The following is a 15,831-nucleotide window of genomic DNA, read 5'->3' as shown; positions in this document are numbered from 1 at the left end:
TGAAACTTTTCCAGGCATTAGGACATAAAAGCCACTTCAGGGTCAGTTTGAACCCCATCACCCCTCAGCTTCCCCATCGGCTGCCTCGGGCAAATCGTCATCCAACTCAAGCCTTTTCATCTTTTCCAGAAAGGTGGTGCGTTTCAGGCCCAGCAGCTCGGCGGCCCTTTTCTTGTTGCCGCGGGTGATGGCGAGGCTCTGCAGCATCAGGTTCCGCTCTACCTCGGAAACCACGTGGTTCAGGTCCAGGCCATCCGGGGGGATGTCCAGGTACCCCGCGGGTTCGGGCCCAGGGATGGCCTGGCTTTCCGCCTGGGGTCCGTCCGCCGCCCGAGAGAGCGGTTCCTCCACCAGAATTTCGCCCTCCATCAACCGGTCCATCAGGAAATTGAAATCCTGCCGGGTCAGGACCGGGCGGGTTCCGGCGAGGATCACCGCCCGTTCGATGGCGTTTTCAAGCTGGCGCACGTTGCCCGGCCAAGGCATGGCCATGAGCAGCGGATCCACCGATGGATGCAAGGCCTTGGGGTAGAGGCCGTGCTCCCGGGCCTTCCGGTTGAGGAAATGCTGGGCCAGGAAGGGAACCTCCTCGCGGCGCTCGCGCAGGGCCGGCATCCGGATGGGCACCACCTCCAGACGGTAGAAGAGGTCCTCCCGGAAACTGCCGTCCTGGACCTTCCCCCAGAGATCCGAATTGGTGGCGACCACCACGCGCACATCCACCTTGACCGGCGGCCCTCCGCCCAGGGGCTGGACCTCCCGTTCCTGGAGGACCCGCAGCAGGCGGACCTGGGCCGAGAGTGGCATGGTGCCCACCTCGTCGAGGAAGAGCGTGCCTCCGTTGGCTTCGCGGAATTTGCCCGGGGTGTCCTTGCGGGCATCGGTGAAGGCGCCCTTGTTGTACCCGAAGAGCTCCGATTCCACGAGGTTTTCGGGGATGGCGCCGCAATGGACGGCCACGAAGGGCTGCTCGCGGTCTTCGCTCAGTTGATGGATGGCCCGGGCGATGACTTCCTTGCCGCTGCCGCTTTCACCGCTGAGCAGGACCGTCGCCCGGGTGGCCGCCGCCGACCTTGCCCGCGCCACCACCGCCGCCATGGCAGGGCTGAAACCCACCAGCCCCAGCGCCAGGGCCTGGGTGGCCGTGAACGGGACCGGGGCGCTGCTCAAGGGCCGCAGGCCTCCCTGGGGGATTTCGGCGTCCAGCAGGCCCCACCGCACCGAGCCCAACCGACCCCAGGCCGCCAGGGCTGTCGGACCTAATGGCGGCGCTGCGGGGCTCCGGAGCAGGAGGATGGGCAGGGCGCCGACCTCGCTCATCAGGCGCAGTAGCGCAGCGGCGGGTTCGAGGCTGGACGCGCTGATGGCCCACAGATCCGTGTCCCGGGGCGGCAGCGCGGGAACGGCGCCTCGATCCACGCTGACTTCCCAGGCAGCCGCCCAGGCGTTTTCCAACCCTTCGCTGGACTCGCCCAGGGTGGACCAGTGGAGTCGACTCAATGCGGTCATCTGAATTCCGGTTTCCGATTTCCTTAGAGCCTAGCGTGGCCCGGCCGGAATCGAACCCCCAATTCTGGATTTCGATTTCCAGGCGGGGATTTTCCTTGGAGAGCCAATGCCGCCGGGAGTCCTCCATCGACAATCTTCCACCACCCATCGACAATTGCATCGTCCCTCAACAACGTCCTGGAGATGATTCCGGAGGTTCCATGTCCCTGCTTGAATCCACCATGGCGCCCCTGGGGAGCCCTTGTCCGGACTTCGCATTGCCTGGGGTGGATGGAAAGACCTGGCATCGGGATGACTTCCGCGCGCAGGCCCTGTTGGTGGCGGTCATGTGCAACCATTGCCCCTACGTGCAGGCCGTGGACGGCCGCCTCAACGCGCTGGCCATAGCTTTCGCCGGGCGCTGCGATGTGGTGGGCATCAATCCCAACGACGCGGAGGCCTACCCGGAGGACAGCTTCGATGCCATGCGCTCCCGCGCCCGGATGCGGGGATTCGTCTTTCCCTACCTGCGCGATGAGTCCCAGGCAGTGGCCAGGGCTTTCGGCGCGGTCTGCACACCGGATTTCTTCCTCTACGGCCAGGATCGCGCCCTACGCTACCGCGGGAGGCTGGACGACCACTGGCAGGACGAGGCCCGCGTCTCCCGCCAGGAACTTCGGATGGCCATGGAGGCATTGCTCTCAGGCCTGCCTGTGCCGGAACCCCAACATCCTTCCATGGGCTGTTCCATCAAATGGAAGTGACCCTCATGAGCCGATTCCTTAAACTCGCCCTGGTCTCCGCTGCAGCGCCCCTCGCCGCGCAGTGGGACGCACGGGTGGAAGTTCCCTTTCCGAAGGGGCAGAGCCTCCCCCAGACCTTGATCTCCGGGACCGCCCAACTGGCTTCCGGGGACCTCGACACGGGCCGGGGCGGCATCGCCACCCTGAGCCGGCGGCTCTGGGCCTTCGGTCCTGTGGCCCGGCTGGAAGGCGGCCTTGAGCTGGCCCAGTGGCAAGCGGATGGCCAGGTGGTCCAAGGCTCGACTCAACAGTCCTCCACGCTGAAACAATCGGGTCTCGGGGTAGGCCTGAATGTCCAGTTCTGGATCCCCTTCACGGGCCTCGCGGGTGAATTCGGGCTGATCGAGCGCTTCCAGAATTACAAGTTCTCCACCTCGGGGTTTTCCAGGGACCAGAACCTCGCCCGGACCTGGCTTCGGGTGGGGGCCCGGTGGCGCCTGCCCTTCCCGGCCATTCATCCTTATGTGGCCGCCAGCTACCAGCAGCCCATCACCAAGGACAACCCGGTGAAGCTCGGCTCGGTGGCAGATTTTGCCACCTACCTGGGCGCCCAGGGCGCCGGCCAAGAGTTCGACCGGATGTGGACCTTCGGCGTGGGTGTGGCCTTTTAAAAACCTTACATTCATATGCCAATCTCGGGAGTCCACCCGTTGGCTCCAGAACCCTAGAATTCTTGGTCAATTGAAAATCAGTTTTATAAAAATTAACAATTCTTAACCATTCGGGTTGGGTATACCCCCGGTAGGCTTTACCCACTTCACCCGTTCTTTCAATTTGCTTTTCTCTCCAGATGGCTTTCGCCTCTGGTTTTTTTTTACCCCGGGACACGCGTCCCCTTTCGAGGTACCCATGCGAACTTCCCTCGCCCTTCGTCTCATCGCCTCGGCCGGAATCGCCTCCGCGCTCTGCGCCCAGGAGGCGGCCCGCCAGGCCAGTCCCATCAGCGGCCATGCCCAGCAGTACCTGCAGGCCCGCGTTTTCGATCTCGGTTTGGATACGTCCCATGATTTCGCAACCCGCCGCGTCAACCAGGATGAGCTGGGCGGCGACCACATCCGTGTGGACCAGTACTACCAGGGCGTCCGGGTGTTCGGCGGCGAAGCCATCGTGCACATGCAGGACGGCGCCGTCCGCGAAGTGACGGATGCCCTGATCCGCGGCATCAACCGCAACCCCACGCCCTCCATCGGCGCCCAGGAGGCCCTGGCCGCGGCGCACCTGTCCCTGGCGCCCAGCGGCGCCTATGCCGCGGCCCCCACGGCCGAACTGGTCTTCGCGCAGATCGAGCGGGAAATCCCCGTGCGCCAGATGAGCGTCGATAGCGAGCGGACCCGCACCGTGACCCGCATGGCGCTGGTCTACCACGTCCACGCCGAGCTGGAAAACGGAGCCGCGGAAACCAGCCACACGGACTATTTCGTGGATGCCCACAGCGGCGAAATCCTGGAAAGCTGGAGCACGCTGCACACCGCGGGCGCCACCGGGTCGGGCAATTCCCAGTTCAGCGGCAATGTCGCCCTCGCCACCAACAACACCGGCACGGGCTATGAGCTCTACGACACCACCCGCGGCGCTGGCGTGCGCACCTACAACCTGAACCATGCCACCAGCGGGACCGGTACCCTCTACACCGACGCTGACAACACCTGGGGCGATGGCGCCAACTACGTGGAGGGCTCTTCCACCACCGCCGCCAACGGCCAGACCGCAGGCGTGGACGCCCACTACGGCGTGGCCGTGACCTGGGACATGTACAAGAACGTCTTCCTCCGGAACGGCATCGACAACACCGGAAAGGCCACCTACAGCCGCGTGCACTACTCCAACAACTACGACAACGCGTTCTGGTCTGACACCTGCTTCTGCATGACCTACGGCGACGGCAGCAGCTTCCTGACCCTCACGGCCCTGGACGTGGCCGGCCACGAAATGACCCACGGCGTGACCTCCCGCGAAGCCAACCTCACGTACCGCGGCGAGTCCGGCGGCCTGAACGAATCCATGTCCGACATCTTCGGCACCATGGCCGAGTTCTACCGCGGCTCCACGGGCAGCACCATCCCCGCCACCGGCGGCAACTGGACCATCGGCGAGCAGCTCGCCACTCCCGCCTTCAACCATCCGCTGCGCTACATGTACAAGCCCAGCCTGGATGGCGCCAGCAAGGACGCCTGGTCCAAGACCCTCAAGAACCTCGACGTGCACTACAGCTCCGGCCCCATGAACCGCTGCTTCTACTTCCTCAGCCAGGGCACCGGCACGGGCAACTACGCCAGTTCCTACCTGCCCGGCGGCATGACCGGCATCGGCAACGACAAGGCCGCCAAGATCGTGTACCGGGCCCTCCGCGACTACATGACCTCCAGCACCACCTACGCCGGCGCCAAGACCGCCTGCCTGAGCGCCGCCACGTCCCTGGGCTACGCTTCCGGTTCGCCCGAGTACACCGCTGTCGTGAACGCCTTCAAGGCGATCAACCGCTAGCACTTTCGCATCAACAAAAAGGCCCCGGATTCCCGGGGCCTTTTTGTTGATGGGGACCGGATCAGTACCCGGCCACCTGGAAATCATCGAAATTCACGCGGCGCGTGGTGCCGTCGGTCTTGCGGATCTCGAAGCGGATCGCCCCGGAGATGTTCAAGGTGAAGGTGGCGGTCTGAAGCGTGGTGGAGGACGTCGTCACCGCTGTGCCGGCTTGGGTCCAGGTACCGCCGCTGTTGGTGGAATACCAAAGGCCCCAGGTGGAATTCGCATCGCTGCCGTACTTGGCGTGCTTGACCGACACGGTCTTGGCGCCGGTGGCCCAGTTGAACTGCATGGTCAGCTTGCCGCTGTTGCGCACGCGGACGCTCTGGGAGCCGGTCTTGCGGTCGCTGGTGGTATTGCCGAGCAGGGCATCGGCCAGGGTCCAGGTCCCGGAGGTGAACGTCACATTGCCGGTGGCGTAGGCGCCCTTGGTGCCGGTGTTGAAACCCTCGGTGAAGCTGGTTCCGGCCGAAGCGGGGGTGAACGTGGCGGCGATGGTGTGGTTGGCCAGCACGTTGCTGAAGGTGTAGGAAGCGAGGGCTCCCTGGCTGACGCCATCCACGCTCACGGCGCCCACGGCATACCCGGCATTCGGGGCGATGGAGAAGGACTGGCTGGCGCCGCTGTTCACGGCCACGGCGCCGGAGGGGCTGATGGTGCCGTTGGCGCCCGCGCTGGCAGTGATGGTGAAGGCCGTCGGGGCGTTGGGGCTCGCGGTGATGGTCCGCGTCGCGGAACCGGAGGCCGCCTGCGTGTCCGTCGCCGTGAAGGTCGCGGTGTAGGTGCCCGCGGTGTTGTAGGTGTGGCTGATGGGACCCTGCACGGCCGCGGTGGCGCCATCGCCGAAGGCCCAGGCGTAGTTGAGCGGGTCGCCATCCGGATCCGAGGCGCTGCCCTGGAAGGAGACGGAACCGCCGACATTGATGCTGACGTTCGCGCTGGGCGAGAGGATGGAAACGGCCGGCGGGCGGTTCGCGCCGCCGCCCGCCAGGTAGGCGCAGGAGTTCAGGAAGAAGGCCTTGTTGCTGTTGATGGTGTAGCTGTTGTGGAGGGCCTTGCCGCCCGTGGTGGTGGTGCCGTCATCCGCCGGAGCGCTGTCGCTGATGGCGACGACGCGGCCCGCACCGACATTGCAGGTGACGATGAAGGAGCCTGTGTCGCCGCTCACCTGCGTATGCAGGATCTCCTTCACGGAAGGATTCTGCGCCGTGTTGTAGGAGACATAGGCGTAGCTGTGGAAGTCCATCAGCGACAGGCCGCCGAAGGCCCCGTGGACGATGGCCTGGGTGCCCGCATCCGTGGCCGCGCTGAAGGCGGTGCTGGTGGTGTTGGCCCGCGTGTCTCCGGGCCCGTGGCCCGGAACGAAGGTGAAGCCGTAGGGATTGACCCCGCCCACGTTCACCAGGTCGTTGAAGACCGTGTAGGCATCGGTGCCTCCGGTGCCGCTGTAGCGGGCCGCGCCGATGTGGTTGCCGACGAGGAAGAGCCCGCCGCCATTCTGGACGTAGGAGAGGATGGCCTGCTTCTCGGTGGCGGAAAATCGCAGGTAGGGCTCGGGGATGATGTAGACCTGGTAGTTGGAGAGATCCTGCGCGTTGGTGGGATCTCCATAGGTCACGCGGCCGGTGGGCGGCAGGCTTTGCACCGCGTACCCGGCCTTGAACAGGTCGAATCCCCAGGCGCTGATTCCGCCGTTCCAGCTGGTCTCGCTGGTCGGGTTCGCCGGCGCCGGATTGGGTTCGCTCGCGGTGCAGATCACCCATTCCGCCGAAGTGCCGGCCTCCTCATGGCGGGTGTGGTCGAAGAGCACCTTCTTGGGCGTCTGGGACGCCAGGGGCAGGGCAAGTCCCAGCACCAGCAAGGACACAAGGCGGGAACGCGCAATGATGTTCACTGCTAACCTCCAAAGGATGATTGAAAGGAAAAGGTTGCATTATTGAATCGCCACTCTCCGTGAAATGCTTGTGAATTCCGGTGTCTTAACAACAATTAACAAGGTCCGGGAAGGCTTGGCAGGAACCCGGCAGACTCGACAAGGCACACTATCCCTATGCTCATCTCCCTCTTCCTGATCTCACTCGCCGCTCCGGCCCAGCTCCCGGCCAAGGCCGCTCCGGCCCAGAAGGCCGAAGGAGCGCCTCCAGCGAAGCCGGCGCCGAAATTCCGTTTCGCGGTGACACCGGATTCCGTCCAGCACCTGGGCAGCGTCGGCCCCAAGGAAGTCCGCACCCTGGCCTGGGTGCTGAAGAACACCAGCGACAAGCCCATCACGTTCCGCGTGCTGGATACGGCGCCGGGCGTCCGGGTTCCCCTGGAGCCTTTCCAGAAGGCCTGGCAGCCCGGCGAATCGCGGAAAATCGAAGTGACCTCGGATCCTTCTGATTTCCTCGCCTACCAGCGGCGGGCCGTCCGCCTGGAGCCCGACGATCCCTCCCAGCCCCGCTACATCCTGCGCTGGGACATGATGGTGCGCCCGGAGATGGCCGTGGACGCGGCCAACAAGAGTTTCGGCGAGGTGGCTCCCCACGAGAGCCCGCTGCTCTCCTACACCTTCACCCGCGAGGGCGGCGGCCTGGCCGAAATCCGCCTGGAGAGCAAGCTGCCGGACTACCTGGAATCCGAAGTCGCCGCCACCGGCCCGAAGGCCGCGCTCCAGTTGACGCTCCGCCCCTCCAAATTGAAACCCGGGATGCAGGCGGGCCTTGAGCTGCTGAAGGTCTCCACCAACGCGCCGCAGCAGCCGGCCTTCGATCTCACGCTCGCGTGGCGGCTCAAGCTTCCCATCCTCCCGGTCCCCAGCCGCGTGGTGTGGGACGAGCCGAAAGTCCGCGACTTCAAGCTCGAGTTGAAGTCCAGGGACGGCAAACCCTTCCGGATCCTGGAAGCCCGCATCGAGGGCCCCAAGGATGGGCAGGGGAAGGAGCTCTTCACCTGCGGCGCGCTGCCTGTTGAGGCCGCGAAATCCCACGAACTCCAGCTCCGGTGCTCCGCCGATCTGGAGTCCAAGGGCATGCTCTTCGTCACGTGCAGCGGCCTGGACGCGCCCCTGCAGATTCCGCTTTCCTGGCTTCCGCCCAAGGCCCCGGCCGATGCGCCCAAGCCTCCGGTTGGCGATCCCAAAAAAGGCGATGCCCCGGAAACCCGCTGAAAGCTGAAGCCAGCGCTGGATCCTCAGGGGGATTCAGTGTTTCAGCGCCTTGGGCGGTTCCACAACCAGCGTGACCTTGCCCACCTTCCCGTCCCGCATGACGTCAAACACCACCGGGCCTTTCGGCGGCTCCACCTCGAGCAGGTCGAAGAGCTGCACGCCGTTCTGGATGGGCGTGCCCTGGTAGGTTAAAAGGATGTCTCCGGCGGCCACCACATGGCCCTCCCGGTCTAGCCGGAGGGGCCGAAGCCCGGCCTGGGCCGCGGGACTGCCGGCCTCCACATCGCTGACCATGACGCCTTGGGTGACGCCCAGCGCGCGCGCGTAGGCCGGAATGAGGGCCGTGAATCCCAGGTACACGGGCTCCAGCTGGCCCCGGGCGATGAGCAGGGGCACCACGCGGTTGAGGGTGTCCACGGGAATGGCAAAGCCGATGCCGGCGCGGTTCCCGGGGCCGATGACCGAAGTGTTCATGCCGATCAGGCGGCCCGCGCTGTCCAGCAGCGGCCCTCCGGAATTGCCGGGGTTGATGGCCGCGTCGGTTTGGATGACGCCCCGGATGGCGTTGCCGAGGCTCGAGGAGATTTCACGGTTCAGGGCCGAGACGATGCCGCTGGTGAGGGTATGGTCCAGACCGTAGGGATTGCCGATGGCGTAGGCGGTCTGGCCCACCAGCAATTCGGTGGATTTGCCGAGCGGCAGCGGTTTCAGCCGGTCCAGCGGCGCGAAGACCTGCAGCACGGCGATATCGTAGCTGAGGCTGCGGCCGATGACCTGGGCCTTGTAGGTCTTGCCGTCGGCGAGGGTCACGTTCAGGGCGTCGGCCTCGTCCGTGGGGCCCTGGCCCTTGACCGCGTCGGTGTTGACCACGTGCTGGTTCGTGACCACGTGGCCCTGGTCGTCCCACACGAAGCCGGTGCCGGTCCCCGCCGGGGCGTCCTCCATCTTCGGGTTGGCCGCCAGCACGATGCTCGTGATGTAGACCACGGACTGCTTCGCGTTCCTGAAGAGCCTGGCGGCGTTCTGCTCCGCGGGAAGCAGGGGGGGGCGCGGCGCCACGGGCCGGGGCCTGGCGCCCTTCCTGGCCTTCTGGATGGCCACCGCTTCCCGCGTGGTGATCTTGCCTTCGGGAGCCTGGGCCGCCCAGAGCAAAGGCGCGGATGCGAGCAGCAGCCGACCTGCCCGGCGTCCCGTCCGTTGTACCAGATTCCATCGCATCGCGGCTCCGCCCCTAAAAGGTAATGATGCCCTGATCCGGCCGGAAGCTCCCAACCGCAGCGCAGTTACACTAGGAAGCTGAGGTGCGAAATGTCCGCCGCCATAGCCGCAGCCAAGGAAAGCCGGGGGGCCGTCGGCCCCGACGGCGTCTACCGGCCCGTCCACAAGATCCGGTTCGTCACGGCCGCCAGCCTCTTCGACGGGCACGACGCCAGCATCAACATCATGCGGCGGATCCTGCAGGCCAGCGGAGCCGAAGTCATCCATCTGGGCCACAACCGCAGCGTGCAGGACGTGGTGGACACCGCCTTGCAGGAGGATGCCCAGGGCATCGCCATCAGCAGCTACCAGGGCGGCCACGTGGAATATTTCAAGTACATGGTGGAATTGCTGAAGGAAGCGGGCGCGGGCCATGTGCAGGTCTTCGGCGGCGGCGGCGGCGTCATCGTGCCGTCCGAGATCGCCGAGCTGGAAGCCTTCGGCGTCGCCCGGATCTACAGCCCCGAGGATGGCCGCCTCATGGGCCTGCAGGGGATGATCAACGACATGCTGCAGCGCTCGGATTTCGATCCGCGCGGGCGGAGCGCCGCCCTGCCCCTGGCCCGCAAGATCACCGAAATCGAACTGAGCGACGGCTCCGCGCCCGCCAGCCCGGCCCCGGCCAAGAGCGTTCCCGTCCTGGGCATCACAGGCACCGGCGGCGCAGGCAAGTCCTCCCTCACGGACGAGCTGGTGCGCCGGTTCCTGGCGGACTTTCCCGAAAAGGAAGTCGCCATCCTCAGCGTGGATCCCACCAAGCGCAAGACCGGCGGCGCGCTGCTGGGCGACCGCATCCGCATGAATGCGATCTTCCACCCGGATTTCCGGGCCAGGGTCTTCATGCGCAGCCTGGCCACCCGCAGCGCCCACAAGGCCACCTCCCACGCGCTGGCGGCGGCCATCCAGGAAGCCATGGCCGCGGGCTTCGATCTCGTCATCGTCGAGACCGCCGGCATCGGGCAGAGCGATTCGGAAATCACGGACCTGGTGGATGTCTCCATGTACGTGATGACCCCGGAATACGGCGCGGCCACCCAGCTCGAAAAGATCGACATGATCGACTTCGCCGATGTGGTGGTCCTGAACAAGGCCGACAAGCGCGGCGCCGAGGACGCCCTGCGCGATGTGCGCAAGCAGTTCCAGCGCGCGCGGAAATCATTCGATGCGGATGCCGAAACCCTGCCGGTCTACGCCACCATCGCCAGCCAGTTCAACGATCCGGGCACCAACTGGGCCTACGTCAACATCATCAAGGCCATCGCCGCCAAGACCGGCGTCGGCTGGACCTCCAGCCTGGCGGCCACAGCGGAGTCCGTCGCCAAGCGCGCCATCATTCCCGGCGAAAGAGCGCGCTACCTGGCCGAGATCGCCGACACGGTGCAGGGCTACAAGCGCTGGGCGGCCAAGCAGGCGGATTGCGCGGAGACCGCCTATGGCCTGTACTCGACGTTGCTCACGCTGGGCGACCATGTTCCGGCCATGGCGGAGTTCTATGATTCCGTGCAGCTCGTGGAGGCTGTGGAAGGCCTGAACGGCGACGCCATCCTGCTGCTGCGCCAGCGGTACCAGGAACATTTGAGCGAACTGAACAACGGCTGCCGGAAGCTGCTCGCCGACTGGGAGCGGACCCGCCAGACCTTCACCGATGACGAGAACACCTACGTGGTCCGCGGCCGGGAGATCTGCATCGGGAACTACACCGAGTCCCTGAGCGGCACCAAAGTCCCCAAGATCGCGCTGCCGGACTCAAGAAGCTGGGGCGACCTGCTCCAGTGGCAGTTGCTGGAGAACATCCCCGGCCGCTTTCCCTTCACCGCGGGCGTCTTCGAGTACAAGCGCACCGGGGAAGACCCCACCCGCATGTTCGCGGGCGAGGGCACGCCTGAACGCACCAACAAGCGCTTCCACTACGTGAGCAAGGGCCAGCCTGCGGCGCGGCTCAGCACCGCCTTCGACAGCGTCACGCTCTACGGCGAAGATCCGCATATCCGCCCCGACATCTACGGAAAGGTCGGCAACAGCGGCGTCTCCATCTGCACCCTGGACGACGCGAAAAAACTGTACAGCGGCTTCGACCTGCTCGCTCCCGCCACCAGCGTGAGCATGACCATCAACGGTCCCGCGCCCATCCTGCTGGCTTTCTTCATGAACGCCGCCATCGACCAGCGGGCTGAAAAGTGGCTGCAGGAACACGGCCAGATGGAGGCGGCTCAAACGAAAATCGACGCGCTCTACCAGGCCAGGGGCCTTTCCCGTCCCACCTATGCGGACGCCCTCCCCGCCGGGAACACCGGGCTGGGGCTGGCCTTGCTGGGCGCCACCGCCGATGAGGTCCTGCCCGCGGACGTCTACGCCGCGCTCCGCGCCGAAGCCCTGCAGACCGTGCGCGGCACCGTGCAGGCGGACATCCTGAAAGAAGACCAGGCGCAGAACACCTGCATCTTCAGCGCCGAATTCGCGCTTCAGGTCATGGGCGACATCCAGCAATGCTTCATCACCGAAAAAGTGCGGAATTTCTACAGCGTTTCCATCAGCGGCTACCACATCGCCGAAGCGGGCGCCAATCCCATTTCGCAGCTCGCCTTCACGCTGGCCAACGGCTTCACCTTCGTGGAGTACTACCTGTCCCGCGGCATGCTCATCGATGATTTCGCCCCGAACCTTTCCTTCTTCTTCAGCAACGGCCTGGACGCGGAATACAGCGTCATCGGCCGCGTGGCGCGGCGCATCTGGGCCGCCGCCATGCGCGAGAAATACCACGCCAACGAGCGCAGCCAGAAGCTGAAGTACCACATCCAGACCTCCGGCCGCTCGCTCCACGCCCAGGAGATCGATTTCAACGACATCCGCACCACGCTGCAGGCCCTCTACGCCATCTCCGACAACTGCAATTCGCTGCACACGAACGCCTATGACGAGGCGATCACCACGCCGACCGAAGCGTCGGTGCGGCGCGCCATGGCCATCCAGCTCATCATCAACCGGGAGCTGGGCCTGACGAATAATGAGAATCCCCTGCAAGGCGCCTTCATCATCGACCAGCTCACGGACCTGGTGGAGGAGGCCGTGCTGGCGGAATTCCGCCGCATCAGCGACCGCGGCGGCGTGCTGGGCGCCATGGAAACCATGTACCAGCGCGGCAAGATCCAGGAAGAATCCATGCACTACGAGCAGCTGAAGCACTCAGGCGAACTGCCCATCATCGGCGTGAACACCTTCCTGAATCCCCAAGCCGCTGAAATGGGTTCCACCGAATTGATCCGCTCCACCGACGAGGAAAAGCAGCAGCAGATCCGGAACCTCGCCGCCTTCCAGGAACGCAACCAGGCCAAGGCCCCCCAAGCGCTGGCCCGCCTGAAACAGGTGGCCGTCGAGAATGGCAATCTCTTCGAGGAGCTGTTGGAGACCGTGAAGACGTGCAGCCTGGGCCAGATCAGCAGCGCGCTCTATGAAGTGGGCGGACAATACCGGAGGAACATGTAGTCATGGATACGATCCCTTCCCTCCTCGGCACCACGCTCTCGGGGCGCGCGTTCCGCATTCCGGAGGATCTGCCTGCAACCTCTGTGGCCCTCATCTTCGGATTCGACCATGAGGCGCGGCATGACGTGGCGGCCTGGAAGCGCTTCTTCACCGAGCAGGGCATCGATTTCATCAGCGTGCCCATCACGCCCATCTACATTCCGGCCGAGGCCATGTCGGGCACGGCCAGGGCCATGAAGGCCCGCGTGTCGCACACGGCCTGGGATTCCATCGTGCAGGTCCACAAGGGCGGCGCCGAACTGCTCGCCTATTTCAAGTGGCACCCGGACCACTTCGCCAAGGTGCTGCTCATGGCCGGCGGCAAGGTCCGCGCGTCCTACGGTTCCGGCCCCTTCAGCGAGGCCGCGGCGGAAACCTTCCGGGTCTCCGCCTTCTAGGGGCGCGGACGAAGCGCCGCCCGATGAAGCAGGTGGCGGCAGAGCAAAAGGCGCCGTAACGCAAAGACCTTGCGATACGGCGCCGGTCTTGTCCCTCGTCAGAGGTGGGCTAGATGGCACCGCCAGGCGCAGGCGCTTCCGGTGGCGTGGGAGGCAGCGGCGCAGGTGGCGCGGGTGGTGGCGGCGGCGCGTCAGACGGCGGGGGCGGCGGCATGGGCGGCATCGGCCGCAATGGATGCATGGGCGCGATCCGGGGGGCCGCTTCACCCTTCTGCAACCGTTCCAGCCGGTCCTTCATGTGTTCGATCTGCTTTTTCAGGATCTCGATTTCGAGGTTCCGGGAATCGACGCCGTCCTTTCCACCGAACCGCAGCACCTTCACCCGCGGGGCGCGCGGCAAGCTGCCGTCAGCCCGCGGCGCCACATCCACATCGAGTTCTGGAAGCTCGATGTCATCGGTATCGACGAACACCCGGACCTTCTTCCTCATCTCTTCGCCGAGCTGCCCCATGTGCTCGGCCATTTCCTTGTTTTTCTTCACGATGATGCGGATCTCCTTGGCGCGCTGGGCCGCATGCCTGGCCATCCGTTCCGCCTCCTTGGCCTGGCCCTCGGCATCCTTGGCCATGCGTTTGGAATCGATGACGATCTTCTTCATGTGCTCGTGCCGCATCCGCTCCGCTTCCGGGCCGTCCGGATGATCACCCAGCTCACCCACCCAATCGAATTCCGCCAGCCCTTCGAGTTCGTCAAGACCCTCGATATTGACGACCTCCGAATCCCCGTGCCGCTTGATGATGATTTTCCGGGCGCGGTGCTCCGGCGCCTGGCCTTCCTGCCGCTTCAATTCCTTCAGGTGCTGCTTCAGCCAGGCTTCATCCTCGGGTGTCATGGGCGCGGCCTTGCCATCCACGGTCCATTCGCGCACTTCCCCTTTGGCATCCTTGCGCGCCGTGAATTTCTTGAGCTTGCCGCCTTCACGGACCTTCAATTCGATGGAACCGCCGGGCCCCAGCTTCACGAGCTCCTTGGATTCGAGATCGAGGCGCACATCCCCGTCCATGTTCACGTTCATGTTCACCTTCTTGTCGCCGTCCGCGGTGCGCACGACCACCTTGGAGATTTTCTGGGATTTGGATTCCTCGGGTTTCGGCGCGGGCGTCTGGGCGATCTTGTAGCTGGTGGCCCCCAGCAGGCTGAAGGCCAGGGCCGCGATGAGCCCCGCCTTGGCCGTGTTCGACGGCGGCAGGGGCGGCAGGAGAAGGCGGTGGATGCGATTCATGAGGGAACCTCCGTTGGATGCGAGAGCGAGTTTGGGGCTGGGCATGGAACCGCGCAGTTCCTCCAGCCGGGCGAGGGAGCGGGCATAGAGCAGGGCGTCGCCGCAGCTTGAGACGGCCACGTCGTCGCAGGCGTTTTCGCGTTCCAAGCGGATCTCGGCAGACAGCCACCACACCGCTGGATGGTAGAAGAACAGGATCTCCGCCGCCGATTGCAGCAGGTTCACCAGGTAGTCGTGGCGGCGGATGTGGGCCAATTCGTGCGCGAGGACCGCCTCCAGGGCGTCGGGCGCCAGGCCGGCAAGCGCCGCGGCGGGCACCAGGATGGCGGGCCGCAGCCATCCGATCACCAGCGGGGCTTCCACCAGGGCGGACTTGAAGAGTCCCACCGCGCGATCCACGTGGAGGCGGCGGATGAGCGTGTTGAGCTGCATCTGGAATTCGGCCCCGGCGGGTTCGACGCTGCGGTAGCGCAAGCGCTGGAGCCAGAGCCAGGCGCCCGCCAGGCGCAGCGTGAGCAGCACCACGCCGAGGCTCCACACGGCCAGGGCCCAAGGCAGGTACGGCGCGAAGGCCAGCCGGGCCCGGAGCGGCCAGGGGGCGTCCTGCATCGCGGCGCGGAGGAGCTGCGAATCCAGGGTTGCGGCCGCGGCCGGTGCGGCGGTCTGGAACAGGGGGCGCAGCAGGATGAAGGTTCCGGCGGCGGAGGCGAGCATCAGGCCCAGGCAGACGCAGCCCCACAGGTAGCGGGTGTTGGCGCTGCGGCGCCGGAGCAGGCGGAGGCCCGCCCAGGCCACGAAGCCGAGCACCGCGCCCTCCCACAGGAAGTTGAGCAGGGTCCAGGCCAGGGCCTGGGACCAGAGATTCTGGAAGAGGCCATTCTGGAAAAGCGCAGTCATTTCCCACCTCCGGCTTCATCGAGCAGACGACGGATTTCCGCGAGTTCCTTGCGGCTAGCCCGCTTGGAGGCCAGGGCCGACATCACCAGCTTCAGGGCCGACCCCCCGAAAGCCCGGTCCGCGAGGTCCTTCACCAGGTGGGACTGCGTGTCCGATTCCGAATAGCGCTCCGTGTACACATGGGTGCGCTCCGTCTCATTGCGGGTCACCAGGCCCTTGTCGGTCATGATCTGCAGCATCTTCAGCACCGTGGTGTAGCCCAGGTCCCTGCTCTCGCTCAGCACATCGAAGATCTGCCGGACCGTCGACGGCCCCAACTGCCAGAGCACCGTGAGGATGGCCAGTTCGCCGTCCGTGGGTTTCGCGGGCCGAAGGGGCTGGTCGTTCGCCAAGGACATGGGATGCTCCAGGATTGCCTACGAAACAATGTGTACGAAGTTTATCGTAGGTTTCAACGAAATTTTTCGTAGCAAGTTGCAACAAGGGTGTCGGGACTAGATTGAACGTTAA

The 15,831-nt window shown here is 65.3% G+C and carries 11 protein-coding genes; 6 read left to right on the top strand and 5 right to left on the bottom strand.

Annotated elements, in window-relative coordinates; translation table 11 throughout:
* Positions 1-57: 57 nt before the first annotated feature.
* Positions 58-1,509 (bottom strand): sigma-54-dependent Fis family transcriptional regulator, encoded by a 1,452-nt coding sequence (locus tag IPQ13_09995; protein ID MBL0211225.1) that lies wholly within the window; start codon positions 1,507-1,509, stop codon positions 58-60.
* A 200-nt stretch (positions 1,510-1,709) separates the two neighbouring features.
* Between IPQ13_09995 and IPQ13_09990 the strand changes: the two genes are divergently transcribed.
* The 3 genes from IPQ13_09990 to IPQ13_09980 all read left to right on the top strand — a co-directional run bounded on the left by IPQ13_09990 (position 1,710) and on the right by IPQ13_09980 (position 4,775).
* Positions 1,710-2,252, top strand: coding sequence for a thioredoxin family protein (locus IPQ13_09990; protein MBL0211224.1), 543 nt, complete (start codon positions 1,710-1,712; stop codon positions 2,250-2,252).
* A gap of 5 nt (positions 2,253-2,257) precedes the next feature.
* Entirely contained in the window at positions 2,258-2,902 is a 645-nt protein-coding gene (locus tag IPQ13_09985; GenBank protein MBL0211223.1) for a hypothetical protein, read from the top strand.
* A 238-nt stretch (positions 2,903-3,140) separates the two neighbouring features.
* Positions 3,141-4,775: a M4 family metallopeptidase gene (locus IPQ13_09980; GenBank protein MBL0211222.1), complete on the top strand. Its 1,635-nt coding sequence runs from the start codon at positions 3,141-3,143 to the stop codon at positions 4,773-4,775.
* A gap of 61 nt (positions 4,776-4,836) precedes the next feature.
* Here IPQ13_09980 and IPQ13_09975 read toward each other — a convergent pair whose 3' ends face one another.
* Entirely contained in the window at positions 4,837-6,711 is a 1,875-nt protein-coding gene (locus IPQ13_09975) for a PKD domain-containing protein (GenBank protein MBL0211221.1), read from the bottom strand.
* A gap of 156 nt (positions 6,712-6,867) precedes the next feature.
* Here IPQ13_09975 and IPQ13_09970 point away from each other — a divergent pair, with 156 nt between their 5' ends.
* Positions 6,868-7,965, top strand: coding sequence for a hypothetical protein (locus IPQ13_09970; GenBank protein MBL0211220.1), 1,098 nt, complete (start codon positions 6,868-6,870; stop codon positions 7,963-7,965).
* A 33-nt stretch (positions 7,966-7,998) separates the two neighbouring features.
* Here the strand turns inward: IPQ13_09970 and IPQ13_09965 are convergent, their stop codons facing one another.
* Positions 7,999-9,183 carry a trypsin-like peptidase domain-containing protein gene (locus IPQ13_09965; protein ID MBL0211219.1) on the bottom strand — a complete coding sequence of 395 codons (1,185 nt, stop codon included), beginning with the start codon at positions 9,181-9,183 and terminating at the stop codon, positions 7,999-8,001.
* 90 nt (positions 9,184-9,273) lie between these two features.
* Between IPQ13_09965 and IPQ13_09960 the strand changes: the two genes are divergently transcribed.
* On the top strand, positions 9,274-12,705 hold the full coding sequence (locus IPQ13_09960; GenBank protein MBL0211218.1) for a cobalamin-dependent protein: 3,432 nt from the start codon (positions 9,274-9,276) through the stop codon (positions 12,703-12,705).
* A 2-nt stretch (positions 12,706-12,707) separates the two neighbouring features.
* Positions 12,708-13,142, top strand: a complete 435-nt coding sequence (locus tag IPQ13_09955) for a hypothetical protein (protein MBL0211217.1) — start codon at positions 12,708-12,710, stop codon at positions 13,140-13,142.
* A gap of 109 nt (positions 13,143-13,251) precedes the next feature.
* Here IPQ13_09955 and IPQ13_09950 read toward each other — a convergent pair whose 3' ends face one another.
* Entirely contained in the window at positions 13,252-15,321 is a 2,070-nt protein-coding gene (locus IPQ13_09950) for a M56 family metallopeptidase (GenBank protein MBL0211216.1), read from the bottom strand.
* Positions 15,318-15,719: a BlaI/MecI/CopY family transcriptional regulator gene (locus IPQ13_09945; protein ID MBL0211215.1), complete on the bottom strand. Its 402-nt coding sequence runs from the start codon at positions 15,717-15,719 to the stop codon at positions 15,318-15,320. The genes IPQ13_09950 and IPQ13_09945 overlap by 4 nt, the downstream gene beginning before the upstream one ends.
* Positions 15,720-15,831 lie beyond the last annotated feature (112 nt).

This window comes from Holophagaceae bacterium (genome assembly GCA_016720465.1).
Lineage (GTDB): Bacteria > Acidobacteriota > Holophagae > Holophagales > Holophagaceae > JANXPB01.
The sequence above is the reverse complement of the archived record's forward strand: the minus strand, read 5'-3'. Positions and strand labels throughout refer to the sequence as shown.